22 protein-coding genes are annotated in these 26,172 nt (G+C 61.3%); 7 read left to right on the top strand and 15 right to left on the bottom strand.

All coding sequences use genetic code 11. The annotated features are described in order from the left end of the window. The 4 genes from AC1DPR_RS29780 to AC1DPR_RS29795 all read right to left on the bottom strand — a co-directional run. On the bottom strand, window positions 1-8,044 hold an 8,044-nt coding region (locus AC1DPR_RS29780), incomplete at its 3' end, for a DUF5801 repeats-in-toxin domain-containing protein (protein ID WP_477817823.1). Between the two features lie 334 nt (window positions 8,045-8,378). Then, on the bottom strand, window positions 8,379-9,158 hold the full coding sequence (locus AC1DPR_RS29785; RefSeq protein WP_113471607.1) for a VOC family protein: 780 nt from the start codon (window positions 9,156-9,158) through the stop codon (window positions 8,379-8,381). Window positions 9,159-9,210: 52 nt separating this feature from the next. Beyond that, window positions 9,211-9,678 (bottom strand): DUF1579 domain-containing protein, encoded by a 468-nt coding sequence (locus tag AC1DPR_RS29790; protein ID WP_018859616.1) that lies wholly within the window; start codon window positions 9,676-9,678, stop codon window positions 9,211-9,213. Between the two features lie 36 nt (window positions 9,679-9,714). Next, window positions 9,715-10,443, bottom strand: coding sequence for a DUF899 domain-containing protein (locus tag AC1DPR_RS29795; RefSeq protein ID WP_113471608.1), 729 nt, complete (start codon window positions 10,441-10,443; stop codon window positions 9,715-9,717). A 90-nt stretch (window positions 10,444-10,533) separates the two neighbouring features. On the opposite strand from AC1DPR_RS29795, the gene AC1DPR_RS29800 reads away from it, so the two are divergent. Further along, window positions 10,534-10,980 (top strand): MarR family winged helix-turn-helix transcriptional regulator, encoded by a 447-nt coding sequence (locus tag AC1DPR_RS29800; RefSeq protein WP_113471609.1) that lies wholly within the window; start codon window positions 10,534-10,536, stop codon window positions 10,978-10,980. A gap of 19 nt (window positions 10,981-10,999) precedes the next feature. Here AC1DPR_RS29800 and AC1DPR_RS29805 read toward each other — a convergent pair whose 3' ends face one another. The 3 genes from AC1DPR_RS29805 to AC1DPR_RS29815 all read right to left on the bottom strand — a co-directional run bounded on the left by AC1DPR_RS29805 (window position 11,000) and on the right by AC1DPR_RS29815 (window position 12,608). Then, a complete protein-coding gene (locus tag AC1DPR_RS29805) occupies window positions 11,000-11,755 on the bottom strand; it encodes an RES family NAD+ phosphorylase (RefSeq protein WP_113471610.1) in 756 nt (251 codons plus the stop codon). Next, on the bottom strand, window positions 11,715-12,098 hold the full coding sequence (locus AC1DPR_RS29810; RefSeq protein ID WP_018859620.1) for an MbcA/ParS/Xre antitoxin family protein: 384 nt from the start codon (window positions 12,096-12,098) through the stop codon (window positions 11,715-11,717). Before AC1DPR_RS29810 ends, AC1DPR_RS29805 begins: the two co-directional genes overlap by 41 nt. 87 nt (window positions 12,099-12,185) lie before the next feature. Next, window positions 12,186-12,608 (bottom strand): organic hydroperoxide resistance protein, encoded by a 423-nt coding sequence (locus AC1DPR_RS29815; protein ID WP_025662361.1) that lies wholly within the window; start codon window positions 12,606-12,608, stop codon window positions 12,186-12,188. 123 nt (window positions 12,609-12,731) lie between these two features. On the opposite strand from AC1DPR_RS29815, the gene AC1DPR_RS29820 reads away from it, so the two are divergent. Then, window positions 12,732-13,199, top strand: coding sequence for a MarR family transcriptional regulator (locus AC1DPR_RS29820; protein WP_112660926.1), 468 nt, complete (start codon window positions 12,732-12,734; stop codon window positions 13,197-13,199). Between the two features lie 33 nt (window positions 13,200-13,232). Here the strand turns inward: AC1DPR_RS29820 and AC1DPR_RS29825 are convergent, their stop codons facing one another. Further along, on the bottom strand, window positions 13,233-15,158 hold the full coding sequence (locus AC1DPR_RS29825; RefSeq protein WP_162763476.1) for a BTAD domain-containing putative transcriptional regulator: 1,926 nt from the start codon (window positions 15,156-15,158) through the stop codon (window positions 13,233-13,235). 113 nt (window positions 15,159-15,271) lie between these two features. Here AC1DPR_RS29825 and AC1DPR_RS29830 point away from each other — a divergent pair, with 113 nt between their 5' ends. Beyond that, window positions 15,272-15,985, top strand: a complete 714-nt coding sequence (locus AC1DPR_RS29830) for a DUF1194 domain-containing protein (protein WP_113471612.1) — start codon at window positions 15,272-15,274, stop codon at window positions 15,983-15,985. Window positions 15,986-16,022: 37 nt separating this feature from the next. Here AC1DPR_RS29830 and AC1DPR_RS29835 read toward each other — a convergent pair whose 3' ends face one another. The 5 genes from AC1DPR_RS29835 to AC1DPR_RS29855 form a co-directional block, all read right to left on the bottom strand. After that, entirely contained in the window at window positions 16,023-16,751 is a 729-nt protein-coding gene (locus AC1DPR_RS29835) for a L,D-transpeptidase (protein WP_113471613.1), read from the bottom strand. A 167-nt stretch (window positions 16,752-16,918) separates the two neighbouring features. After that, the gene (locus AC1DPR_RS29840) at window positions 16,919-17,749 is read right to left on the bottom strand and encodes a L,D-transpeptidase (protein WP_018859626.1); all 831 of its coding nucleotides are present in this window, start codon (window positions 17,747-17,749) and stop codon (window positions 16,919-16,921) included. Window positions 17,750-17,858: 109 nt separating this feature from the next. Next, window positions 17,859-18,782 carry an alpha/beta fold hydrolase gene (locus AC1DPR_RS29845; RefSeq protein WP_113471614.1) on the bottom strand — a complete coding sequence of 308 codons (924 nt, stop codon included), beginning with the start codon at window positions 18,780-18,782 and terminating at the stop codon, window positions 17,859-17,861. 109 nt (window positions 18,783-18,891) lie between these two features. After that, the gene (locus AC1DPR_RS29850; protein ID WP_113471615.1) at window positions 18,892-20,520 is read right to left on the bottom strand and encodes a cisplatin damage response ATP-dependent DNA ligase; all 1,629 of its coding nucleotides are present in this window, start codon (window positions 20,518-20,520) and stop codon (window positions 18,892-18,894) included. Further along, the gene (locus AC1DPR_RS29855; protein ID WP_477817824.1) at window positions 20,520-21,530 is read right to left on the bottom strand and encodes a ligase-associated DNA damage response exonuclease; all 1,011 of its coding nucleotides are present in this window, start codon (window positions 21,528-21,530) and stop codon (window positions 20,520-20,522) included. The genes AC1DPR_RS29850 and AC1DPR_RS29855 overlap by 1 nt, the downstream gene beginning before the upstream one ends. 110 nt (window positions 21,531-21,640) lie before the next feature. Between AC1DPR_RS29855 and AC1DPR_RS29860 the strand changes: the two genes are divergently transcribed. Both AC1DPR_RS29860 and AC1DPR_RS29865 read left to right on the top strand, forming a co-directional pair. Then, window positions 21,641-23,017: a TIGR03808 family TAT-translocated repetitive protein gene (locus AC1DPR_RS29860; protein WP_113471620.1), complete on the top strand. Its 1,377-nt coding sequence runs from the start codon at window positions 21,641-21,643 to the stop codon at window positions 23,015-23,017. A 99-nt stretch (window positions 23,018-23,116) separates the two neighbouring features. Further along, window positions 23,117-23,776 (top strand): glutathione S-transferase family protein, encoded by a 660-nt coding sequence (locus AC1DPR_RS29865; RefSeq protein ID WP_113471621.1) that lies wholly within the window; start codon window positions 23,117-23,119, stop codon window positions 23,774-23,776. On the opposite strand, the gene AC1DPR_RS29870 is transcribed toward AC1DPR_RS29865, so the two are convergent. Then, a complete protein-coding gene (locus AC1DPR_RS29870) occupies window positions 23,777-24,673 on the bottom strand; it encodes a LysR substrate-binding domain-containing protein (RefSeq protein ID WP_113471617.1) in 897 nt (298 codons plus the stop codon). A gap of 141 nt (window positions 24,674-24,814) precedes the next feature. On the opposite strand from AC1DPR_RS29870, the gene AC1DPR_RS29875 reads away from it, so the two are divergent. Together AC1DPR_RS29875 and AC1DPR_RS29880 are read left to right on the top strand one after the other, a co-directional pair. Beyond that, entirely contained in the window at window positions 24,815-24,982 is a 168-nt protein-coding gene (locus AC1DPR_RS29875; RefSeq protein ID WP_409564059.1) for a hypothetical protein, read from the top strand. 50 nt (window positions 24,983-25,032) lie between these two features. Then, entirely contained in the window at window positions 25,033-25,383 is a 351-nt protein-coding gene (locus AC1DPR_RS29880) for an MmcQ/YjbR family DNA-binding protein (protein ID WP_113471618.1), read from the top strand. A 27-nt stretch (window positions 25,384-25,410) separates the two neighbouring features. Here AC1DPR_RS29880 and AC1DPR_RS29885 read toward each other — a convergent pair whose 3' ends face one another. Next, a complete protein-coding gene (locus AC1DPR_RS29885) occupies window positions 25,411-26,028 on the bottom strand; it encodes a glutathione S-transferase family protein (protein WP_018859635.1) in 618 nt (205 codons plus the stop codon). Between the last annotated feature and the right edge of the window lie 144 nt (window positions 26,029-26,172).

The raw sequence follows: 26,172 nt of genomic DNA on the forward strand, positions 1-26,172 counted from the left end.
TCGGTATGGACTCGGTATGGACAACCGTGACACCCTGCGAGGCGTTCGTCAGCGTTGCCGTGAACACGTAGCTGGCAGTTGAGCCTTCGGTTACGGACGAGCCGGAAAGGCTGACCGTCGTCACGTCGATCGTGTCGCTGACCGATGCGGTAGCGGAGCCAGTTCCGACCTGCAGGCTTTCGAAGTTGCCGCCGCTGGTGCCRGTGATCGTCGCTGTCCTGGTCGAGGCGTCGCTGTAGACGTCCTCGCCATTGTTGGCGGCGATCGTCAGCGTGCCGCTGGTCTGACCGTCAGCGATGGTGATGTCGCCCCGATCGGTATGGACAACCGTGACACCCTGCGAGGCGTTCGTCAGCGTTGCCGTGAACACGTAGCTGGCAGTTGAGCCTTCGGTTACGGACGAGCCGGAAAGGTTGACCGTCGTCACGTCCGTGGTGTTCGAGACATTGAACGACACGTTCGCCGTCGAGGTATCGCCGTCGCTATCCTTTATCGCAAAGGTGAAGCTTGCCGAGCCGGCATCCTTGTAGACGGTGTCGGAATGCGCGGTGAACTGATAGTTTCCGTCAGCTGTTACCCGCAGCGTTCCCTGCGCTGTCGTGACGCCCTGCGACCAACCGTCATTTCCAAACGTCAGGTTGACGCCGTTGATTTGAGAGACAACGGCGCCATCGGTGCCCCGGGCGAAATCGAGCGTGCCTTCGGCGACCGAGCCTTCGGCAACCGACTGCGCAACCATGTCGTGCGCCACCGGACCGTCATCCTGGAACTGGACCGTCAGATCCACCTGCGATACGGCGCTGGTCCTGTCGCCGTCTGCGTCGGTCAGGGTTGCCTGGATGTGTAGGCCACCGTCGACGACAACCTTTACGACGTCGTCATAGGCTGCCTGGCTGGAGCCGGCTTCGCTGTTATGGATCGGCTGGTACTGGGCGATCCAGACATGACCGTCGGCATCAACGTATACCTTGAAGATCTGGTTGGCGGCCGGATTGCTGCCGGTGTAGCCAATCAGCGTTCCGTCCGAGGCAGTCGTCATCTTGATCGAGGTGCCGTCCAGCGTGGTCAGACCGGAATCCACGCCGCTGAAGGCGCTGCCGTCGGCCTTGGTGATGGCGAAGGACCAGGTACCGCTCTTGTCAGCGCCGACGCTGCCGGTGAACAGAGCGTTCGGTCCGGAAAGCACGCTCGTCGCGGACTCGGCATAGCCGATGGCGTTGGCCATGTAGATCGCCACCGGCGGGGTGTTGGCGGTATCGTCGGCGGCGTTTGGACCCGACGCGGCAACTCCCGCGCTTTCATCGATGCTGACCGCCAACGTCTCATGGTGGGTAACGGTGGTATAGACAGGCACTTGCTTCGAGTGCTCGACCTCCACAGTCACAGACGTCTCAATATTGGAAATGCCAAACTTGTCGCCGTGGTATGTCCTGTTAGAGCCGTAGCTCACGTCATCGTAATTGCTAACCTTGAGCACGTCGAAGGTGCCGTTTGCATTTGCCGCCTTGACGTTGATCACCGCGTTATCGGGAACCTTGGCCAGCACATAGCCAGTCAGCGTATTGCCCTGATAGACCGCGTTGGCGCTAACCGCGTTCCCGTTGACCAGGAAGGTCAGCGCTACGAAGTTGCCGTTGTTGGTGGCATTGATGAAGACTGCGGCGGTGTTGTTGTTACCAGTAACATCAACCTTGAACTGTGCCGACGAATGCGGATCCGCTGCCTGATTACTCTTCCCAGCATTGGTTACGAAGTTCATGGACAGAACTTCGCTGGGGCCGTCGATCCACGGGTTGGAGACGCCGATATTGTTGCTGCTGGTGTTGACCGTATCGCCATAGCCACCGCTCTTGGCCGTCAGCAGCAGGTCATGTCCGGCCGCGCTGCCGGCACCGACAAGCGTGCGCTCCGACTGATTGCCGGCCTTGAACGCGAACGTATCAGCGACCACTTCCGTCGTGGTCCAGGTGTAGGTCGTCGTACCGGTCAGAACCTGTTCGGTCGTATCGTTCGATGCGCGGGTCGTAAGGACCGGAATGTCGTCCAGCACGCTGACCTGAATGCTGCCGGGTCCAAGGTCGATGGTGTCGTTGTCGCCGTCGGTCGCGGTGACATAGTTGGAAAGGTCGAAGGTCAGCGTGTTTTCGCCGTTGCCCGTCGCGTGGTCGAGCTGCGCGATCAGCGTGAAGATGTAGGCGCCGTTCGCCCCGAGAACCAGGGTGAAGACAGGTTTGTCGTACGCCGCATTATAGCCGACGCCACCACCTGCCTCGACATAACCGGTCAACGTCGAGCCATTCGACGACAGGTAGACCTGTTGCTCATGCGACGTAACGCCGGAAAGTTCGGCCGCGCTGACCGGCTTCAGGGCGAAGCCGCCATTTGGACCGGGACCGTCCGCGCCGAAATTGACCAGAGCCGACAGGATTCCCGTCGCCGTCAGGCGGTTGCTCGGCGTGCTAGTGTCGGTGTCGGCATGCTCGCCCGTGCGGTTGGCATCGGCATTCGCCCAGGTGAGGCCGTCTTCGTCGACTTTGGCCGTCACCGTCGCACTAGCGATCAGCTTCGGACCATCGTCGGCGAAAGTGATATTGCGACCGATCTCGATCGTGGCGCTGCTGCTCTTCGAGTCGCCGTCATAATCAATGATCGTCGCCGTCGCCGTCAGCTTGATGAGATTGTCAGCAAGCGAGACCACCGTGCCGTCGCCGCCGTGATCGATAGCGTCGTACTGGGTCAGCGTGACCTTGCCGGTATCGTCCACCGTGACCTTAAAGATGGTGTTGCTCTGCCCGACACCCTGGAACGTGGAGGCGGTCGAGCCGTAGATCACTCCATTGCTCTGATAGAGATAGATAGTCTGGTTATCGCTCTTGAGCCCGGAGGTGCCGCCCTGGGTCACCGAAAGCGCATATCTCGTGGCGAGATCGCCCGCGCCGTCCGCGCCGTAGCTGGAAACAGCGTTGAACACGCCGGCGAAGCTCTGGCTGGCCGTATCGTAACTGGCGCCAATGGTGTCGGCGTCCTGCGTGGCCAGCACAACGTTCGCCTCACCACTAGCGGTCAGCGTGATCGACGGGGTGTGGTCATCAAAGCTGATATTTCCGCCGAGATCGACCGTGGCGCTGCTGCTCTTGCTGTCATTGTCACCATCGGTGATCGTTGCGGTCGCCGTAAGCTTGACGAGATTGTCGGCGAGCGAGATCACCGTGCCGTTGCCGCCATGATCGATCGCGTCGTACTGGGTCAACGTGACCTCACCAACGTTGTCCACGGTGATCTTGAAGATGGTGTTGGTCTGCCCGACCTTGTCGGACGAGGAAGCCGTCGAGCCGTAGACGGTGTCACCGATCTTATAGAGATAGATCGTCTGCCCGTGGCTATCGAGCTTGGAGTCGACGCGGTTTTGGCTGTCCGGCTGGCCGGTCACCGAGAGCGCGTAGCTGGTGACGGTGCTTCCCGTGCCATCCGCGCCATAGCTGGAGACAGAATGGAACACGCCGGCGAAGTTCCGGCTGGCTGTGTCGTAATTGGCGCCGATGGTATCGGCGTCCCGTGTGGTCAGGGTGAGCGCGGCGTCGCTGCCCGCTGTCAGCGTGATCGACGGCGTATGGTCGTCGAATTTGATATTGCCGCCGAGATCGATCGAGGCGCTGCTGCTCGCCTTGTCGCCGTCATCGTCGGTGATCGTCGCCGTCGCCGTCAGCTTGACGAGATCGTTGGCGAGCGAGATGCTCGTATTATTGCCCTCGCCGAGATGATCGATGGCGCTGTACTGCGTCAGCGTCACTGTGCCGCCGCTGCTTACCTCGATCTTGAACACCGTGTTGCCAACGTTGATGTCGTTTGCCGAACCGGCGGTGGAACCGTAAACAACGCCGTTCCTCACAAACAGGTGGATCGCTTGGTCGTCATGCGACAGGCCGCTCAATCCGCCCTGAGCGCTCACCGAAAGCGCGTAGCTGGTGACGGTGTTGCCAACGCCGTCCGCGCCGTAGCTGGAAACGGCGGTGAACACGCCGGCGAAGCTCCGGCTGGCCGTATCGAAATTGTTTCCGATGGTGTCGGCGTCTTGCGTGGTCAGGTTGAGCGCGGCGTCGCTGCCCGCTGTCAGCGTGATCGACGGCGTGTCGTCGTCGAATCTGATATTGCAGCCGAGATCGATCGAAGCGCCATCGGTCGCCTTGTCGCCATCATGGTCGGTGATCGTCACGGTCGCCGTCAGCTTGACGAGGCCCTCGTCGAGCGAGATGACCGAGCCATTGCCGTTGCCGACATGATCGATGGCGTCGTACTGGGTCAGCGTGACCTTGCCAGTACCGTCCACGGAGATCGTGAAGATGGTGTTGCCCTGCCCGACGCTGTGGGACGAGGAGGCGGTTGAGCCAACAATTACACCATTGATCTCGTAGAGATAGATCGCATGGTCGTTGCTTTCGAGCCCGGAGTCGACGCGGTCGCCGAAGCCGCCGCGATCCCAATCGTCATGGTCATCGTGATGCGAATTTCCGCTGAGGCTGAGCGCATAGGTGGTGTTTGTGGTACCGGCGCCGTCCGCGCCATAGGAAGAGGTGATCTTGAACGCCCCGGAGAAATCGGCGCTCGCCGTGTCGGTACCGCCGACCCCGCTCCCGATCGTGTCGTGATCCTGCGTCTCAAGGGTCGGTGCCTTCGACGCGGAGGCAGAGATCGCCGCCACCGGCACGTCGTCGATGACGCTGACGAGGAAGCTCGTGGCGTCCAACGTTACGCTGTCGTTGTCGAAATCGGTGTACTGGACCAGGCTTGACAGGTCGAGCTTCAGCACGCCCTCGCCATTGTTGCCGTAGCTGTGGTCGAGATTATCCTTGAGTTCGAATTTCCAGCTGCCGTTGTCATAGACGGTGAGAGTGAAGACGTCATGCGCGCCTTCGCCAGTGGTCCCGGCCGTGATGGTCTGATAGTGGCCGTTGGCGTCGACGCCTTCCGCGACCGAGGTTACCGAAACGAGGCTGCCTCCCGACTTCACGCTCGCGCCGCCGTCGGTCTCGATGGCGTTGCCGACCAGCTCCGAGTTAAACGAGAAATGCCCGCCTTCGTCGGCGCCGGTGTTGACCAGGGTGGCGAGCGAATTCGCACCGCTGCCGCTGACGACCGCGGTGGTATTGTCGTGGAAATGGCCGTGGTGGCTGATGTCGTCGTCCGTGGCCGAGCCCGAGCCGCCACTGGTATCCTCATTGCCGTTGAGCTGCTCTTCCTCGACCGTACCCGAGACATGGGCGCGACCGGCCGTGGTTGGCGCGTCGTCGGTGATGGCGATTTTCAGGCCGCCGGTCAGCGGAATGCTGTCGCCATCGCCATCGGTCGCCTGGATCAGGCCGCCGAAGTCGATGGACAGGCTCCCATTGGTGGCGTCGGTGCCATGGTCGAGCTGATCGAAGAGCTTGAACGTGTAGTCGCCGTCATTCGATAGGGTCAGCGTGAAGACGACGCGCGCCCCCTCACTCTCGCCCGCCGTCGCGGTGAGGACGCCGTTCGCGACGGTGTAACTCAGCGCGTCGCCATGCGAGGACAGCGCACCGAGGCTACTCAGGTCGCCGGTGAAGGAGAAACCGCCCTTGCCGTCGCTTCCGAAGTTGACGACGTTCGCGATCGAGCCGCTGACTGTCGCGGGGCCCGGCAGATTGTTAGAGGCATTGCCGGTATAGGAGCCGTCCGAGTTGCCGTCGTTCGGGCTCGTACCCTGCGAAAGCGACGTCTTGATGTCGTCTTCAGCGACCGTGGCGCTCTGAAGTGCCTCCCGGTTGATGCTCGGGCTGTCGTCATCAACATTGACGCTGATCGTGCCGGACACGTGGTCGCCGTCGCCGTCATAGATGTCGAAGCCGAAGTTCAGTACGAGATTGTCCTCGGTGCCCGTTGCGGGGTGAGCGAGGGCGGCGTTGAGCGTAACCGAGTAGGTGCCGTCCGCATTGACCGTGACGACGATCGCGTTTTGGACGTGCAGGCTGCTCCAAGTCATGGAGCCGCCCTGCCCATTCGGCGTCCAGACCCCTTCGCCCAGTGCCTCTGCTGTACCCTTGCCGGTGTCGTCAATGTACATGACCGAGAGCTCAGCGTTGCCGAGGCCGGCGACGGATTCCAGGCCGGTGATTTGGATATGGCCGAGCCCATCCGAGCCCGCGTCGAAATCGATCGTGCCGAACGCGGTGGCCCCGTGACCGTCGTCACCTGTGCCGCCCTGGTTGCCAGCTTTGCCGACGTCCTCGTCGTCAAGGATGGCACTGTTGCCGGTCACCGACACATTGGCGAGGAACGTGCCGTAGTAGTCGGCGTGCCCGGTTTCCTTGAATTCCAGCGTGTTCGATGCATTGCCGGCGCCGCCGACAATGGAGATGCTATAAGTCGTCATCTGTCCGGGCGGGTCGATTTCGAGCACGACGACGCCGCCGAAGGTGACGACCAGGTGCTTGCTGCCCGCCTGTGCCGCGCCGGCCTCGAATGTGAGGGTGTAGCTTTCGCCCTCTGCCAGTTTGAGCACCTGCGAGACCGCTACATCGCCCGGCGATGCGTCGAGGTCGATCATGTATCCGTTCGTCGAGGAATGCATGCCGAGATAGCCGTCGCCGACGCGCTCAAGCTGCGGGGTACCCTCGGAACCGTCCGCCCAGGCGATATGCCAGTTGCCCGAGACACCGGTGTTGTTGACGCCGCTGTTCTCGTTCCAGGCATTGCCGTTGGAGGTGAAGCCATCGAAGAAGAATGAGCCCGAATAGTCGCCGGCCGGTGCCGGGACCGAGATCAGAATCGGGCCATCGTCGCTGAAGCCAATTTTGTCGCCGATATCAACGGTTGCGTCGACTTTGTCGCCGTCGAAATCACTGACCGTGACCTTGGCGAGGACCTGGCCGGACTTGATGAAGTCGATCTCGTCTTGTGAGTTGCTATCGGTGTTGTAGATCGAGACATACTGGACCATCGACAGCTGGCCAGTGACTGGATCGATCGCAAGGGCGAATGCGGCGGGATCAGCACTGGTGACCTCGCCGTTCTCGGCGTCATAACGACCGACAATTAGGCCATTTTCCTCGAAGAAGTAGATTTCGTGGCCGCCCGTGGTCTTCAGGCCGGAATCGTGATTGTTGCCGGGGCCGAGTTCGAGCGACCACTGGATTGCATTCGTAGCGGCAGGACCATTGATGCCGAACTGGATATCGGCCTGCAGGAGGCCGGCGGTCGCGTATTGCGCCCCGTTCATATGCCCATCGAAGCCTTGATTGCTAACACCTTTGAACAGGTCCGCAATATCGGAGAGGGCTGTATCGTTGTCCGGGCTGGTCTGGATGCCTGCCGATTCATCGAGTAAGAGCGTCGCGGCAAGGTTGCCGAGGTCGATGACGTGCAGGCTGACTGTCGGCGAACCGTCCGGGACCGCAGGCGATGTCGGTGGGGTTGCATCTTGGCCGTGCCTGCCGACTCCGCCGAAGAGGCGGCCGGGCTGACCATCCGGCTGGTCCGTGTTCTGCAGGAGGTCCGCTATCAGCGGCGGCAGGTGGGGAGGCTGCTGGATCGTGTCGAAGTTACCGCCCGAGCTTGGGGAGCCTGAATGGGCCGAATAGGAGCCGTCGGGACCCGCCGCAACGTTGATGTTGTTCTGCTCGAGGGCAGCGATCACGGCCTGCTGCGGCAGCTCGACTTCGCCGAGCAGGAAGGTCGGCACGTGCAGGGCGCCGTTGACGATGACGATCTCCGTGCCGTCTGCCTGGATGAGCACGAGATTGTTGCCTTCGACGCGGATGTCGTCGATCGATACGTCAGCCGGCAGGTGGGCGACGTTGTTCTGATCCGGAACGATTTCGGCCGGATGGGCGCCGGCAGCTACCGTCTGGGGCGCCGCCGGCACGCGGTCGGTCTTCTCCGGCTGTTGGCTGTTATCGGCTTGCGCGACCTCAACGCCCTGACGAGCGGAAGTCTCAATACTTGCGTCTTCATGAATGTCCTGGCGGAAGTCGTGCGAGACGTTTTCGCTTGCAGTAGCGGAAATGCGCGGATCTTCGATAGACATAACAAAACAACCCCAATGAGAAACTGGGGCCAATCAATTACGCGGAAGAGCCAAAATCAATACTTGCAGCCGCTTCAGGCATAGCCGGTTATGCTTCCACCCAAAAATGTTTTAGGAAGAGTTAACGCCGCGGCCACGAACCTCGCCGGAAACGCTAAAATTCTAATAAAATTAATGAAGTACAAACGCGCTCCCGCAACGCGTCCCAGCTCCTTCGATTCGACGCGAACGCTGCCATGCGGCTTGCGGCGGAGCTCCCGGAACCCTCAAACAGTTCAGCGCGAGACGGCGTCCGGCCATCTCGCGCTGAGTTGAAAATCGTCGTTTAGCGCGCCTATCGAGCGGGCGCGACGAGGCAGAAGAATGCCCCCTGGGGATCGGCCGCCTGGATGATCCAGCTGCCGCCGGGCACTTCCATCGGGCCGTTCAACACCGTGCCGCCGCCTGCCTTGACGCGTTCGATAGCCGCATCGATGGCCGGCACGTTGAAATAATAGGCCCATGCCGGCATGGGAACGCTCGGCGGCTTGGTCATCATGCCGCCAATTTGCGTGCCGTGCTCGGCGAAGATGGTATAGGCGCCCATCTCACCCATGTCGAAGTCATGATCCTTCGTCCAGCCGAAGACCTTCGAGTAGAATGTGAAGGCTTCGGCACCGTTGCCGGCATAGAGTTCGTGCCAGCCGATATGGCCAGGCGTACCCATCGGTGCCGGCGGCGACGGATTGTCCCTCGGCAGCGGCGTCATGATGCAGATGACCGCCCCATGCGGATCGGCAACGACGGCAAAGCGTCCGACCGTCGGAATATCCGCCGGCTCGCGCCGGACCGAGCCACCGTTGGCGGCAAAGTCCTTCGCCGACTTGTCGACGTCATCGACCGCGACATAGCCCGTCCAGTTCGGCGGAATGCCCTTCCCTTCCAGTTCGGCGGGAAAATCCATCAGGCCTGCGACGCCGGCTCCATTCGCTTCGAAGATCGTATAGGGCGGCAGGTCCTGGATCGTCATGTCACTTGTCGTCCACCCGACAACCTTGCCGTAGAATTCGGCGGCGGCCTTGGGATCGGGGGTCATCAGTTCGAACCAGATGAATTTGCCGTGGTTTTCGGACATGGTCTTCTCCATTTGGATTTGGACTTGCGACGAACGGCAGCGCCGTCCGCAGCTATTGCTTGCGGGTGTAGTGCGCTTCCATGAACTGCTTCCAGGAACCGTCGGGCTGCCTGGCAGCAGAATTGAACGTGCGGTGATCGCGATCGTGGAAGATGAGCTGCTCGCGATACTCGGCGAGTTCGTTTCCGCCGATAAGATCGGGGCCCGTGGTATAGAGGCTCAAGGTCTTGCCGTCGTCGGAAACCTCACCCTCGTAGACCCACATGTGGTCCATCATCGTCCCTATCCAGGTTCCGACATATCTTCCCTTGTCGGCGCTGTAGCCGAGAGTAAGTACCGTCGTTGCCGCGCTACCGCCCGGCATCGTGCCGGAGCCTTCGGCGACGAACCAGATGCCATGAAGCGACCGCACGATCTCCGTCCACGGTTCCTGTCCGGTCATTTCGGGTGCCGTCACGTCCCATACGCCAACGAGGTCTTCGAGGAACTCGTGCTCCTTCAGAACTTTCGCTTGCTGCATCGTCCTTCTCCCTTGGGATGATGGTCGCAGATATTATCAGTGACAGCAGGATGGCGCGCTCTTGGCCGGCTCGTATTCGTCGTGACGCTTGACGAAATCCATGGTCGCGTCTTCGTTACGTCCCTTCGGCGCGCGATCGAGGATCATCAAGGTGCCGACCGCTTCTTCGAGGCCGCGGGCGTAGCTCGAGTAGGTATGGAAGACTTCGCCTGCGTCGTTCTTGTAGAATGCGCTGAGACCGGGAAGCTCATCATTGGCGTTGGCCGGATCAATCGCCTCGAAATTGTAGAAGACCTTATCCTTCGCCAGATCCTCCGGACTGAAGGACACATGGTAGTCGAAGTTGAAGCTGTTATCGAAGGATGAGACCCAAGGGAATTTCCAGTCCATGCGCTTCTTGTAAGCCTCGATCCTGGCGAGCGGCGCGCGCGAGACGGCGACCCAGGTGACATCATGGTTGTTGAGATGTGGCAGCGTTCCATCGACGTGATCCGACAGGAACGAGCATCCGGGGCAACCGGCCTCCCAATCGGGGCCAAGCATGAAATGATAGATCAAAAGCTGGCTGCGGCCATCGAAAAGGTCGGCGAAACCTTTCTTGCCCTGCGGCGTGTCGAATATGTAGTTCCTGTCAACCTTGACCCATGGCAGGGCCATGCGTTCGGCGTTGACCTTGTCCCTCAGATGCGTCGCTTCCTTCTCCTTGAGAAGCAGTGCACGGCGGGCTTCCAGCCATTCTTCACGGGAAACGACTTGGTTCTGCATCACGTGCGCCCTCCTCCGGCGCGGTCGAGACGTGCTTGGTTCATGCTCCTTTTCCTTGACTAATTACATTGATATCAATAGAAATTGATCATGTCAAACGCGGTAGAGATTCCCTATTCAACGACACTTCTGGTACGTGACACGTGCCTGTGCCTGCATGTGCAGCGCGCGGCGCGCGCACTGGCGCGGCTCTTCGACGATGCCCTTCGCCCTGTCGGGCTCACCAACGGCCAGTTTTCGCTGATGATGTCGCTGAACCGCCCGGAACCGCCGCCCATGGGACCGGTCGCGACCCTGCTTGCGATGGACCAAACGACATTGACGGCAGCGCTCAAGCCATTGCAGCGTCGTGGTTGGGTAAATGTAACGCAGAATGCGAAAGACAAGCGCCGGCGCCTGCTGAGCCTGACGCCGGAGGGAAAGGCCGTGCTCGCGGCCGCGGTGCCGATCTGGGAGAGCACCCACGCCAGCCTCGAGGAAGTCCTGCCTGATGGCGACATGGGAAGGTTGCGGCGCGACCTGCAGGCGCTCGCCTGAAGATCGGTAGCCTGCGACGTCAGTCGCGCGCCATGCGCGGGTCGCTGGCGAAATCCTCCACCGAGAATCCAATTCTGACCTTCGGGAAATCGCAAAGCGCCTGGACACCGATTCCCGACAGCCGGATCCTCCAGGTCTGACGCTCGACAGGCTCGCGGGCGGCAAATGCCGCTGCCGTCAAGAGCGCGATATTCCGGCCACGTTGCGGATCCCGCACGGATTCGTAGAGGATTGCCTTGCAACCCGCCTCGCGAGCGGCGTCAGCCAGGGCCTGACAGGGCGCATAGTTCTGAGGATCCGTCCATATCGCCTGATCGGCATCGAGGGGCGCGCGGGTCAGGTCGATTGCCGATGCGGTCGCGATGGCCGCCGCAAAAGCCGTGTACTCGGCGGCATTGGCAGGAAGCGATGTCGCGGGCGACTCCGAATAGAACAGCAGTCGGTAGAACGCCATTTCGGCAAGCGCGGTTTCTACCCGCTCGGACGCATAGAAGACGCCCAGCGTGCGCCCTGCCCGGCGGAAACGCGACCCATGCGGATAGACGGCGCCATAGCGGAACGGGGTCGCCAGCAGGTAGTCCAGCCCGATGCATTCCGGCGGCAGCGCCGGCTTGCTTTCTTCGAGCAAGGCTTCGAGCAGCGCCTGCTCATCGAGCGTATCGACGAGCTTCAGCGTCGAAATCTGGTGCTGCGCCTCGACCAGACGCCAGAACCTGCCCGAGATCGCCCGCGTCTCAGACGATAGCGCGGCGGGCGTCCAGATAGGCAAGGACATCGGTCAATCCCGAAATGCTGACGATCTTTTCGAGCGGCGTGGCGCCGAGCGCCGTGTTGGCGTTGCGCAGCCATTGCCGGGCAACGGTCTCGTCGCCGCCGACAATCGCGTCGAGCGAACGAAACAGACGGACCAGCAGGATCGCGAGCTCAAAGGACTTCGAGCCGCGCTCAAGCAGATAATCCTGCCGCTTCATGCGCGAGACAGTCGCCTCGGAAACGCCGAGCACCGCCGAAAGCGTTCTGGCGTTGAGGCCGAGACGATCAGCGGCATTGACGGCGGCCTTGGTGATCACGGCCGCCTCGGGAGCCCGGGCGCCGGAGATCGGATGTGCTACAGCCATGCCATACTCCTTTCACAGGAAAGAATATAGCATCTAAATTTCATATGAAAAGAGCGCCGCATTACGCGACGCTCCTTTTCGCCTTGATCAAGCGACGGTAACCGGAACTTCCGTCGATGTACGCATTGCATGGCTATAGGGGCACACGATGTGGGCCGCAGCGGCAAGCTTTTCGGCGGTCGGCTTGTCGAGGCCGGGAATGTTCACCGTCAGGGCGACTTCAATGCCGAAGCCCGTGCCGTCGTCACGCGGGCCGATGCCGACCGTGGCGCTGACCGTGGTGTCCTCGGGAATCTTGACCTTTTCCTTGCCGGCGACAAATTTCAGCGCACCGAGGAAGCAGGCCGAATAACCGGCTGCAAAGAGCTGTTCAGGGTTGGTGCCGGTCGCGCCATCGCCGCCGAGTTCCTTCGGAACCGTCAGCGTCACATCGAGAACGCCGTTTTCGGAAACGGCGCGGCCTGCGCGGCCACCGGTGGCCGAAGCTTTGGTCGTGTAGAGGATAGGCATGTCAGTCTCCTTTGCGTTGGGGTTGGATTTTGTTTATCGCACAATTAAATTGTACGCAAGTGAATTTTGCAAATTGCATTTCGAATTCGAAAAGAGGACAATCGAGCCCGTGGAAGGACGACAATGAAAGCGCATCTGGCCAAGACGATGGAAATTCCGGAAGAGGAAAAGCGGCTCGAGAACCAGCTCTGCTTTGCTGTCTATTCGACCGCGCATGCCTTTACCCGCGCCTACAAGCCGATCCTCGATAGGGTCGGCCTCACCTACCCGCAATATCTCGTGATGCTGGCGCTTTGGGAGAAGTCCGAGCAGCCGGTCAAGGCGATCGGCGAGCAACTCGATCTCGATTCGGGTACGCTGTCGCCATTGCTCAAGCGCCTGGAACAGAATGGCCTGATCAAGCGCACACGCGATTCCCGCGACGAGCGGCAGGTTATCGTGTCGCTGACCGAGAACGGCCGCGTGATGCGGAGCGAGATCGACACCATCATGGGCGCAATCGGCCAGGCCGCAGGGTGCACGCTCGAGGAAATGAAGACGATCCGAGGGCTGTTGAAGGGCCTCCGCTCCAATCTGACATCGGCGGCTTGAGAGCAAAGCATTGAAGCCGGAGCCGAGACGACATCATGCCCACGGCAAGCCCGCAGCCTCCAGCCGTAACCACAAATCTTGCCGGAGCGATGAGCCGCGTGCCTGAAGCAGCTGCTCGAGATACCTACCGTTCAACAAAAGCGTGCTTTCCCTCACATGGGCCACGTCGCCTCGCGCCATCAGGTCCCTGCCCAGCGCTGCGTATGACGCCGCTCGCAGGAGTCGCGCCCAATGATAGTCCGGCAGCACGGTCAGGAAGCGATCAAGGCAGGCGATCGCTTCCTCATACTTCCCGGAGGCGAAATGGGCATCGCCCCGGAACAGGAAAATCGGATGATAGTCCGGACTGACCTGATCGGCCTGATCGAACGCCATGTGCGCCTCGCCGATCAGACCGGCGACGGTCAGTCCAATACCGAGCCACGTGTGGAATTCGGCGTCGTTGGGGTTGAGGTCGACGGCCCTTTGCAACGCCTCCAGGCCGGCCCTGGCGTTTCCCAGGTAGGTTTCAGCAAGGCCGAAGGCGCTGAGCAGGTAGGGTTCGTGGTCATCCAGGCCCAGCCCCACCAGAACGATTTCACGCGCCTGCTGGAAGCCCCCTACGGGATCGTCCAGCCAGCCGTTGAAACAGGAGTGGAAATTTATCCAGGCCAGGCTCTCGCGGACCAGAACGTGATTGGGATCGATGGCCAGGATCCGCTCGCAGAGACGCCGGGCACGGATCATCCCCTTCAACGTCGGCCGCTCGACATGATTGAACACCTGCAGATACAGCTTGTCCGTACCGACTTCGCCCTCCGGCTCGGTGGCCGAACTGGCTGCCGCGTGCTTCATCACGATATGAAAAAGATTGCCGCTGATCTTGCGGACAAGCCGGTCCTGCCCGAGGTCGGAATTCGTGCTTTCGTCGAGATATTTGCGGCTCCATATCTGTGTGCCGCTTTGCACGAACACGAGTTGCACCATCGCCCAGCCGGCCTCCCCGTCGCCCTGAACCGCAGTTTCCAGGACATAGTCGGCGCCGACCCGTCTGCCGATTTCCTCGACAGTCTCGTGCCTCGCATTGACGGCAAACATCGTTGCGGCGGCGACCACCGAGAGCGGCGAGAACAGGCCGAGTTCCCCGATCAGTTTGCGCGTCAGGGATTCGGCGACGAGACTGTCGTCTCCATCATGTGAAAGGCTCCTGATTGGCAGGATCGCGATCCTGGGCTTGCCATTGGTCAAGTCCACGGACGGCTCCTGCTGTTCGCGAATTCGATCGATGAGCTGCTGCGTTTCGAGATCAGGCGCGACACCGAGATTGGCCTCCAGCAATACCTTCAGGCCTTCGTAATGCCTGATGGCACGGGCGCGCTCGCCTCGGGCCTTGTGATGGCGCAGGATCGTTCGATGAGATGGCTCGTGGTAGGGATCCTGCCGCAAAAGGCATTGCGCAGCGAGAACCGCCTGCTCCGTGCTGCCCGCCCTCTCCAAACCTTCGGTTAGATCCGCAAGGCAGTCGGCCAGCAAATTGTGGTGTCGGCCGCGTTCAATCCGAAGCCATGTTTCCAATGTCTCGTCGTTGAAGCTCAATCCCTCGAGAAACTCGCCCTCAAAAGCATCCAGTGACGGCGGCAGAGATCCCGCCTTTGCGCTTTCCGCAAGAGTCTGAATGTCGGTGACAATGGCATCAGTTCTCATCCAGCCGGCGCCGCTGTCGAAGACGAGAGGTGACACGCCGTGGCCGTTGACCGCATGGCGGATTGCAAAGAACGCCTGGCGGAGACTGTTGCGTGCATGCTCCTCGGTGCGCTCGGACCACAGCATGCCCGCCAGTTTCGATCGTGAAACAGGCTTGCCGTTCGACAACGCCAGCATCGCAATCAGCGCCTGATGCTTGCGCGAAGCGATCACAATGCTCTCGCCCGCGGGGGAGAGCAGCTGGAATCGACCGAACAGGCGCAGCATGAACCGCATCGCTACTATCTCAACTTCTAATTTAGCATGAGCAAATAACGGCGGTATAACAGCAGGAAAGCGACCGCTTGTCATAGTCAATTTTGGGCTATGGGCGAACGAGGGATGCGGAAATGCTCAAGATGCTGATTGGTATGGCCGCGGCTGTGGTTTTGATACTGCCCGCGTCTCCATCCTTGGCCTGCGCGGATATCGCGCTGGTTGTGGCCATCGACGGATCCGGTAGCATCACCGACGAAGAATATTCCTTTCAGAAGTCCGCGATCGCCACCGCCTTCCGAGACAACGACGTCCTGGCCATCTTGAGAAGTGCTGGCAACGTTGCCGTATCGGCAGTCTTCTGGGGGGATGGTGAATTCTCCACCCAAAAACTGGATTGGTTCGTCATACACAACGGGAACGGTGCCGAATCCTTCGCGGCCGCGATCGACGCCAATCAGCGCAAGGTGTTTGGCAACACTGACATCGGCAATGGCATGTGGGCCGCTCTCGATATGCTCACCGACCCGCGCTTCTGCGCCGTCAAGACCATCATCAATGTCTCCGGCGACGGCAAGGAGACGGTTGCGCCGAAACGGCGCCAGACGCCGTCGCTCTATCAGGCGCGACAGCGCGCCATGAAGATGGGGACGACCGTCAACGGATTGGTCATTTCCGACGAGGAACCCGATCTTCCCGACTACTACGAGTCGCGCGTCATCCTCGGCGAGGATGCCTTCGTGATGGAAATCAGGAGCTTTGCTGATTATGCGACGGCGATCCGCAAGAAGCTTATCAGGGAATTGTCACCGCCTACAGAAGTTCAGGTCGCCGAGCACCGGCAGTGAATGCGACCAGCCAATCAGCTGGCCGCACCCTCTTGGATCATTGCAGAACCACCACCGGAGCCTTGTTCGGCACGCGGTCATAGAGATCGATGATGTCCTGGTTCAGGAGGCGGACGCAGCCGGATGAAACGGCCTTGCCGATGGAGCGCCATTCCGGATTGCCATGCAGGCGGTAGAGCGTGTCTTCGCCATTCGAGAAGATATAGAGCGCCCGCGCGCCAAGCGGGTTCTTCAAGCCCGGCTCCATGCCACCGTTCTCGATCGAATACTTGGCGAGTTCGGGCTGACGCGCGACCATCTCATTCGGCGGCTTCCAACGCGGCCATCTTTGACGCCACTGGATGACGCCGGAACCCTGCCAGGCGAACCCTTCGCGGCCGATGCCGACGCCATAGCGCATGGCGGTGCCGCCCGGCTGAACAAGGTAGAGGAAGCGCGAGGGTGTATCGACGACGATCGTGCCGGGCGCCTGACCGGTCGGATCAACCACCTGCTGACGGTAGAAGCGCGGATCGATCTGCTGGTAGGGCACGGCCGGAATGAGAAAGCCGCCGTCCTCGATCGGGCCATACATGACCGCCAGCTCGGCGTCACCTGGCGTCGGCGGCGCCTGGAACATGTTGACCGGACTGCGCATGACGACCGGCTGAGCCGTGGCATAGGGCGGCGGTCCAGCCGTGGATGCACACCCCGTCAGCGCCGAAGCTGCGGTCACTGCCGAAAAGGAAAGGAAGCTGCGGCGGGAAAGGGGTTTTTCGAAGCTCATACGCGGGTCTGGTTTCCTGTTGCGCGGGAAGGACGGACGCCCTTCGCGGAAGGTGGCTCAACGCCGGTGACAACACAAGAAATCTATCGCCATACGTTAAATAAACCACCACCTCACGAAGTCGTGTCCGTCTGCCGCGAGACGAAATCACCAGAGCTGTTGCGCGACTACATCACGACGATTTCGGCCTTTGCCGGAACGCGGTCATAAAGGTCGACCACATCCTGGTTCAGCATGCGCACGCATCCCGACGACGTGGCCTTTCCGACCGACTGCCAATCCGGCGTGCCGTGGATGCGGTAGAGTGTATCCTGCCCGTCCTTGAAGATGTAAAGCGCGCGCGCGCCGAGCGGGTTGCCGAGGCCCGGATTCATTCCGCCGTTCTCCGCAGAGAAGGCCCGGACATCCGGCTGGCGAGAGACCATTTCGGCAGGCGGCGTCCAGCGCGGCCACTTCTGCTTCCACTGGATGACGCCGCGGCCGGACCATGCGTAGCCGTCACGGCCGAGGCCGACGCCGTAGCGCATCGCCTTGCCGCCCGGCTCGACGAAATAAAGGTGCTTGGTTTTCGTGTCGACGATGATCGTGCCGGGCTTCTCGTTGGTCGGATAGTCGACCTCCTGCCGCAGATATTGCGGATCGATGCGGCTGACCGGTATGGCCGGCAGCGTAAAGTCGGTATCGCGCACCTGGCCATACATCGCGCCATTCACCGGATTGGTGACCGGCAGGCCGTAGGTCCGGCTGAAATTCGCGCCTGGGATACCATAGGTCTGGTTATAGATTGTCGGCGGCACACCCGGCCTCTGCGGGACCGGCGTTTCCAGCGGCTTGACGCGCATCGGATCCACACCGTTATAAAAAACAGGCGACGTTTCCTGCACAAAGCGGGCGGGATCGGTGGCACCGGTATCCGGGACAAGGATGTTGCAGCCGCTCAGGCAAAGAGCAGCGGCCGCAAGCCCGGCAAATGGCGACACCCGGCTGAGAACAGTCATAAAACACCCTCATCGACAACAGCGAGACGTATAGCTGCGGCGAGGATGACACCTGCGGCTGGCGCGAGGCTGGTCACCCGGTCAGCCTCGCATGGATGTCAGACCGCGATCAGACCGCGACGCTGTGGAAGAACCGTATGCTCTGCTCGATTTCCGCCGGCAGCGCCGACGTATGGTTGCCGGTCACCGTATCAGTTTCGATGCGGACACCGCCGGAGCGAGCGCGACTGGCAAGCAGACCGGCGCGGTCGTTGAAATGTGCCTCTTCGGTACCGTGAACAACGCGGACGGGGCACTTGAAGCTCTTGGCATAGCAGAGCGCGCTGCGGACCTCGAATTCGTGGGCGTTGCTGTCGTCGAAGCGAATGTCCTGCGGGTAGCGATTGAAGAAACGGAAAGCATCCGGATTGCCGGAGATCGGCGCCGCCGCACGAAACTTGTGGCTGCTCATCGCCGCAAGCATGGTCAGCGTGCCGCCGACACTGTGGCCGGCAATGAACAGGCGATCGGCATCGACGCCCGGAAGGTGTTGCAGCCGGTCGGCCGCCGAGAGCACGTCGTCGACCTCGTCGTAGAAGCCCGAGAAATTGCCCATCTGGCCGTTCTCGCCGCGCAGCGACGGCATCATCACCACGAATCCGGCATCGACATAGGCCTTGAGCAGGACCCAATGCCCAAGCCCCATCGCGTTGCCGCCATGCAGGAACAGCACGCCCGGCTTCGGCTTGCTGCCGCGCTTGTATCTGGAAACCCAGGCGACCAACTCCAGTTCGCCGCCGTAACCCGAACGATAGAAGATCTTCTCACCTTCCGGCGGAGCGTCGAGCGGTTCGTACTTGTCGGGAGCCGGCCCCTTCTGCAAGAGCTTGGTATGGAAGCGCTTGCGGACCTTTGCATAATCGTGATCGATCAGCCTCGGCACCTCCGGAACGTCGAATGCGCTTGCGATGCGCGGGAGCAGGAGGGCTCCAGCCAGGCCTGCAAGAACCGTGCGGCGCTGGCGGAGAAAAGAATTACCTTCGTCTGACGTCATTTCACACTTCCATGGTTCCCGGCGATTCGAAAATTGCACCGGAAGCGTGCGGCCGCCAACACACGTTGTGTTGAAAACGGTGGTCCTGCGGCGTTTTGCGTCAGAAAACCTACTGCTCGCCCTTGGCATCGATCATGGCGACCAGCGTCTGAAGGCGGTCCGCCTCGTAGGACGGCTTATCGGGGCGCAGGCGGGAGATCCGCGGAAAGCGCATAGCAACACCTGACTTGTGGCGGGTGGAGCGATTGATGCCTTCGAAGGCAACTTCCACGACGAAGCCGAAATCCTTGTCCGCCCTGACGGCCCGCACCGGACCGAAGCGCTCCGTCGTGTTGTTGCGCACGAACTTATCCAGCAGTTCCAGCTCGGCATCGGTGAAGCCGAAATAGGCCTTGCCGACAGGCACCAGCTGTTCTCCCTCCGGCGTCTCGGTCCAGACGCCGAAGGTGAAATCCGAGTAATAGCTGGAGCGCTTGCCATGGCCGCGCTGCGCATACATCAGCACGGCGTCGACGTTACAGGGATTGCGCTTCCACTTGAACCACGGACCCTTCAGCCGCCCGGCCTGATAGACACTGTCGCGGCGTTTGATCATCACCCCTTCGATGACAGGATCCGGCGGTGACGACCGCAGTTGATCCAGTTCATCCCACGACGAGAACTCGACCAGGGGCGAAAGATCGAAACGGTCGTGCGGCGCATGATCGATGACCTCCGCAAGACGCGCGCGGCGATCGACATAGGAGCGCCCGCGCACGTCCTCCTCCCGATCGAACAGGAGGTCATAGGCACGGATAAAGGCCGGATACTCGTCAAGCATCTTCATCGTCACCGTCTTGCGGTTCAGGCGTTGCTGCAGATCGGAGAAGGTACGCGTCGGGCTGTTCGAACGGGTGGTTCCGCCAACGAGGAGTTCACCGTCCATCACCCCGTCGAAGTTGATCGAATCGACGATATCGGGAAACGCGCCCGAGATATCGTCGCCGGAACGCGAATAGATCTTGCGCGTGTCGCCGGAGCGCGACAGCTGTACGCGAATGCCGTCCCATTTCCACTCGGCGGCGTATTCGGCCGGCTCGAGCTGATCGAGATCGCCCTCCTCGACCGGATTGGCGAGCATGACGGAATGGAAGATTGCAGGCGTTGCCAGCACCGGCTTGTCGCCCTGCCCTTCCAGCCAGCGAAACAGCGGTTCGTAGGGCGGCTGCAGACCATGCCAAAGCGTCTCGATTTCGGTCACATCGCGGCCGCCCATATCGGCGAGCGCCTGTTTCGCCAGACGAGACGAGACCCCGATGCGGAGCGCCCCGGTCGCAAGCTTGATGAAGGCGAAGCGACCTGATGTGTCCAGCCGATCGAGCAGGTCGCGCACGAAGCTGCGAACCTCGGTGCGCCCAAGCGCGTTCATCTGCCTGACGACATCGCCAAGCCGCGGCTGGGCAAGTGCTGACCGTTCGATGTCCTTCTCGGCGTCCCAGACAAGGGAGATCGTCTCGGCGAGATCGCCGACATAATCATAGGAATAGCGGAAGAGCACTTCATCCATCCGCTCCAGCACCAGCTCGCGCAGCATGGCCGGCTTGACGTTGCGCACTTCAAGCGTGCCGGCGATGGCGGCAAGCCCGTAGCCGCGATCCGGATCCGGGGTGTCGCGGAAGTAGTCGGAGAGCAGTTTCAGCTTGCCGTTGCGGCTGGGGGTGAGCACGAGGCGGTCGAGAAGGTCGGCGAATGCTTTCATCAGTCGGCCTCGTCTTCATAACCGACCAGGTGCAGCGGCCGGGCCTTGATGCCCTGCAACTGGCACCAGCGAACCAGCGCCTCCTCGCGACCATGCGTCACCCACACTTCCTCGGGGCGCAGATCACTGACCGTCTCCGTCAGTTCCGGCCAATCGCAATGGTCGGAGATGACTAGCGGCAGCTCGACGCCCTGCTGCTTGGCGCGCTGACGCACCATCATCCAGCCCGATGCAAATGCCGGCAAAGGCTCGTTGAAGCGTCGTGCCCAGCGATCGGCAAAGGCGGAGGACGGGCCGACGACAATGGCTCCCTTGAAGGCTGACTTGTCGCGACTTTCGATGGTCGCCGGGCAAAGCTCACCGAGCTCAATGCCCTGTTCCATGTAGTAGTCGCACAGCCTCTCCATCGCGCCGTGGATATAGATCGGCTGATCGTAGCCGGTATCGCGCAGCAGGCGGATGACGCGCTGCGCCTTGCCGAGCGCATAGGCGCCGATCAGATGCGTACGCTCCGGAAATTGCCGCAGCGAGGCGTAGAGCTTGCCCATCTCATCGACCGGATCGGGATGGTGGAAGACCGGCAGTCCGAAGGTGGCCTCGGTGATGAAGACATCACAGGGAACCGGCACGTAGGCCGCGCAGGTCGGGTCCGCTCGCCGCTTGTAATCACCTGAGACGACGATGCGGGTGCCGTTCTTCTCGATGGCGATCTGCGCCGAGCCGAGCACATGGCCAGCCGGATGAAAGCTGACCTTCACGCCGTTGATCAGGACCTCCTCGCCGAAAGCGGCAGCCTGCTGGCTTGCGCAGAAACCGTCACCATAGCGGATCTGCATGATGTCGAGCGTCTGGCGTGTCGCAAGCACGTTTGCATGGCCGGGCCGCGCATGATCGGAATGGCCGTGGGTGATCAGGGCTCGCTCGACTGGCCGCACGGGATCCACATAGAATCCTCCCTCGGGACAATAGAGCCCCTCGGGGGCGGGATAGAGCAAGGCATCTGGTCTCATGCCTGCAAAGATAGCGGGAAAGAACGGAAGGGCCAGTGGGCGACGGGAAGATGCCTATCTGTACCAAAATGAAACAGGCGCGCTGGCACGTTTCCTGCAGGGCGGTCGAAATGAAGGAAAGTCCGTTAACCTCCCGTCGTGACCTGCTCCGTCTTGCGGGAGCATCCGCTTTTGCGCTGATGGCATCGCGCAGCTTCGCGACTACGCGCGATGGTGGCCTGCGCGGCGCGATTGACGCGGCAGATTACCAGCCAACGCCAGGCGCGCCGGACCGCAAGCGCGTCAGCCTGCAGAAGATGATCGACCAAGCGGCGGCGGAGAACGCATCGGTTTTCCTGCCACCAGGCACCTACAAGGCTTCCAATCTCGTGCTGCGGGAGAATACGCGCATCACCGGCGTTCCCGGCGTATCGCGCATCGTCTACACCGGCGGTGGCAACCTCTTCAGCGCTGAGAAGGTCAAGCACATCGAACTCTCGAACATCATCATCGACGGGCAGAATCGCTCGCTCGGTGATGATACTGGCGGGCTGCTGCAATTCACCGGCGTCGCCAAGGTAATCATCGACAATTGCGAGATCGCCAACAGCCGCAAACATGCCGTTCGACTGGAGCGATGCGGCGGCCGGATCACGGGCAGCCGCATATCGGGCTCCGGCCAATCCGGCATCTACGCCGTCGAATCCGACGCGCTTTCGATCACCGGCAACGAGGTCTTCGACTGCGGCAATGGCGGTATTCTCGTGCATCGCTGGACGAAGGCGGCTGATAACAGCGTCGTCAACGGCAACCGCATCTACCGGATCAAGGCCAATGACGGCGGCACCGGCCAAAACGGCAACGGCATCAATATCTTCCGCGCTGACAACGTCATGGTCGCAAACAACCACGTGTCGGACTGCGCATTTACCGCCATCCGCGCCAATTCGGCCTCGGATATCCAGATCACCGGCAACCAATGCCAGCGCTCGGGCGAGACGGCTGTTTATGTCGAGTTCGAGTTTGTGGGCGCCGTCGTCTCCAACAACCTGGTGGACGGCGCGGCGAACGGCATCTCGATCGCCAATTTCGACCAGGGCGGCAGGCTGGCGAGCGTTACCGGCAACGTCGTGCGCAACCTGACGCTCAAGGGCCCCTACGAGCATGAGGTCGGCTTCGGCATCGGCATTGCCGCCGAGGCGGACACACTGGTCTCCGCCAACATCATCGAAGGCGCTCCACGCCGGGGCATGCAGCTCGGCTGGGGTCCCTATCTCCGTAACCTCGTCGTGACCGGAAATATCATCCGCAAGGCCTCGATCGGATGCGCTGTGTCGGTAGCGGAGGGCGCCGGAACAGCCGTCATCACCGACAATGTGTTTCAGGAAACACCCGGTGGCGCCGTCCTCGGCTTCGAATGGGACAGGATGGTGTCCGGCGAACTGGCGACCGCGGGCGCTGCCTCGCGCTTTGCGCAGCTGACGGTCGAGCGCAACCGCATCTCCTGAAAAGCATCAAAAGCTTTCATAGATTCATAAGGCTTGGCGGCTTCCGCTGCGACGCTTCGGCTCCTACCCTGCGCCCAGCCGAACAAGGGGGACATCGACATGCTGACTGTTTACGGAGTTTATCGCTCGCGCGCCTCGCGCGTTTACTGGATGGCCGAGGAATTGGGGCTCGAATTCGAGTCCGTGCGGGTCATTCAGGCCCGGCGACTTGCCAATCCGCTTGCCGCCGATGCGCCTATCAATACGCTGTCGCCTGATTTCCTGGCGGTCAATCCGATGGCGCTGATCCCGAGCATCAAGGACGGCGACCTCGTGATGCACGAGTCGCTTGCCATTACCCTTTACCTCGCCCGCAAGCATGGCGGACCGCTGGCCGGTCAAACCGTCGCGGAAGACGGTTTGATGACGATGTGGACCATTTGGGCGGCCACCGAAGTCGAGCCGCATACGGTGAAGATCGTCTATGTCTACGACGACGAGAAGCAAAACAGCGACGAGGGCAAGGCAACGATCAGCGTCGCCGTCCGATCGCTGAAGAAGACCTTCGCGACGCTGGACAAGCATCTGGCGGCCAACGAATACGTTGTCGGCAACCGCTTCACCGCAGCCGATCTCAATATTGCGGAAGTTCTTCGCTACGCGCAGACGGAACAGGCGCTGTTCGACGCCCATCCCAATGTCAGCGCCTGGATCAAGCGCTGCCAGTCGCGGCCGGCCTATATCGCGATGCAGGCGACGCGGTCGCAGGAACCGGTTTGATCATGGAAAGAGCTTGAGGGTGCTGGCCATTTCCTCGCGGATCCAGGCCTTGAAATCCTTCACCTTCTTGGGTTCGCGCGCGCCTTCGGCCGTTACGAAATAGTGGCCGAAGCCGGTTTTCGCGCGAATGCCGAAAGGCGCAACCAGCTGCCCCTGCTGCAGGGCAAAGTCCGCGAGCGTCTGCCAGGCGAGCATGACACCCTGCCCTGCGATAGCCGCATCGAGGCAGAGCGAGGCATCGTTGAAGACGTGGCGCGTCTCAAGCGTCGCGCTCGACAATCCGGCCTCTCGCATCCACAATTCCCAAGTGAACATGGCGCGACCGTCGATGACCGCCGGCAGCGACAGTATATCGGCGGGCTCGTGCAGTCGCGCCGCCATAGCGGGCGAGCAGACCGGGAAGACCTGCTGCTGCAGCAGCAGTTCGGCCTTCACGTCCGGCCACTGACCGTTGCCGACGCGGATGCCGACATCGACATCGCAGAGCGCCGGATTGACGAGCCGGGTGGTGGCATCCATCCGCAGGCTGATCTCAGGATGCCGTTCGGCAAAGCGATCGAGCCGATAGACAAGCCAGCGCGCGGCAAAGACCGGCGCAACGGAGATCGTCAGAATGCTGTCGTCCCGCCGCTGCGTCGTCGCGACGGCCTGCGACAGCGCATTGAAGCCCTCGGTCAGGCCGGCCAGCAGGCGCGTGCCCGCCTCAGTCGCGACCATGCCTTTTGGCGTGCGCTCGAAGATCACGTGGTCGAGCTGCGCTTCGGCCTTGATGACCTGTTGGCTGACAGCGCCGATGGAGACGCCCAGTTCCTCTGCGGCGGCCTGCAGGGAGCCAAGCCGGCCGACAGCCTCGAGCGCGCGCAATCCGTTCAAGTGAACCGAGTTCAGGTTTCTCATATAGTTTTTCTATACCGAGAGATTGGTAATCTCAATTGAAACCTGGCTGGCCGCCCGCGATAATCCGCCTGTGTTGAGCAGATGCTCCGTTCGCCATTCTGGAAGGAAGCGAGGCGCGCCATGCAAATACTAAAGTTTTTCTTGAGCGTGGAAACAATCGAACCGCCCTACAGCGCGGACAGCAAGCGGGATCCGCTCTACCATCCCGATCTGGCCCGCATGTCACCGACGGCGTTGGCAGACCTGCCGCTCGGCCCGCAACCACGCGCGCCCGAGCAGGAACCGCTACAGCTCGCAAAGTGCGCATAGCCCGGTAAAATCTGCTAGTCTTGGCCCGCTTCAGTTTCGAGCGGGCTCACATGACCAGTGTCGATACGATCTTTGCGCGCCTCAAGCGTCTTTCGGCGGAAGCCAATCTGCCTGACGTCGAGGAGAGCACGTCCTACGGTAACCCGGCGCTGAAAGTCGGCGGCAAATCATTCGCGACGGTCAAGAACAACGAGACCATCGTGCTCTGCATCTCGATCGACGACAAGGAACGGCTGATCGAGATGGCGCCCGAGATCTACTATCAGACACCCCACTATATCGGCTGGCCGTATATGCCCCTGCACGCCGCGATGATCAGCGACGCCGAACTGAAGGAACGGCTGATCGGTGCGTGGCGGTTCCGCGCGCCAAAGCGGCTTGCCGCGAATTTTCATGGCTGATGTGCCCGGCGGCCGGGCGACGTCTGTTTAGGCCTGTTCGCGTTCCAATGCCCGCAGCACGGCCGCGCGCTCCATCATCTGCGCATAGTGCGCCGTCGCTTTCCGGAAGCGGGCCGGATCGACGCCATCGGACCGCAGCCAGCCGGTCATGACAAAGAGGTAGGGATCGGCGACCGAATAGTACTCGCCCATGACCCAGGGGCCCTCCAGCATCTTCGCCTCGATGATCTCGAAGCATTCGGCCATGGTTTGCGGCACCTTCGCCTTCATCGCTTCATGGGCTGTCGGATCATCGGCCCACCGGCTGCCCCGGCGGCCGTGCGCGTGGTTCACATGCACGGTCGAGCAAAGATAATTGTTGAAGGCCTGCATGCGAGCGAACTCGAAAGGATCAAGCGGAGCCAATTGCGCGGCGGAGGCGACCTGAGCGATATAGGCGAGGATTGCCGGCGTTTCGGTAACGATGCCGCGATCCGTCACCAGAGCGGGAACCCTGCCCTTGGGATTGATCGCCAGGTACTCGGGAGAACGCTGCTCCGCTTCGGCGAAGTTCAGCTTCTTCGTTTTGAACTGCAGGCCGGACTCCTCCAGCGCAATGAGGCTTGCGAGCGCGCAGGTATGCGGCGCGTAGTACAGTGTCAGCATGATCGACTCCAATGAAAGAACACAAGGGGCAAAACGCCTTCAACTGGCAGCTTTTCCTTGGGTTCGGTTTCGTGTTGATCGACGTTTTCGCCGATCGGCTAAATCTCGTGCTTCCGCTGGACAGGTGGTTCCTCGCCCTTCGGT

The organism is Rhizobium sp. 01T417 (assembly GCF_056398905.1).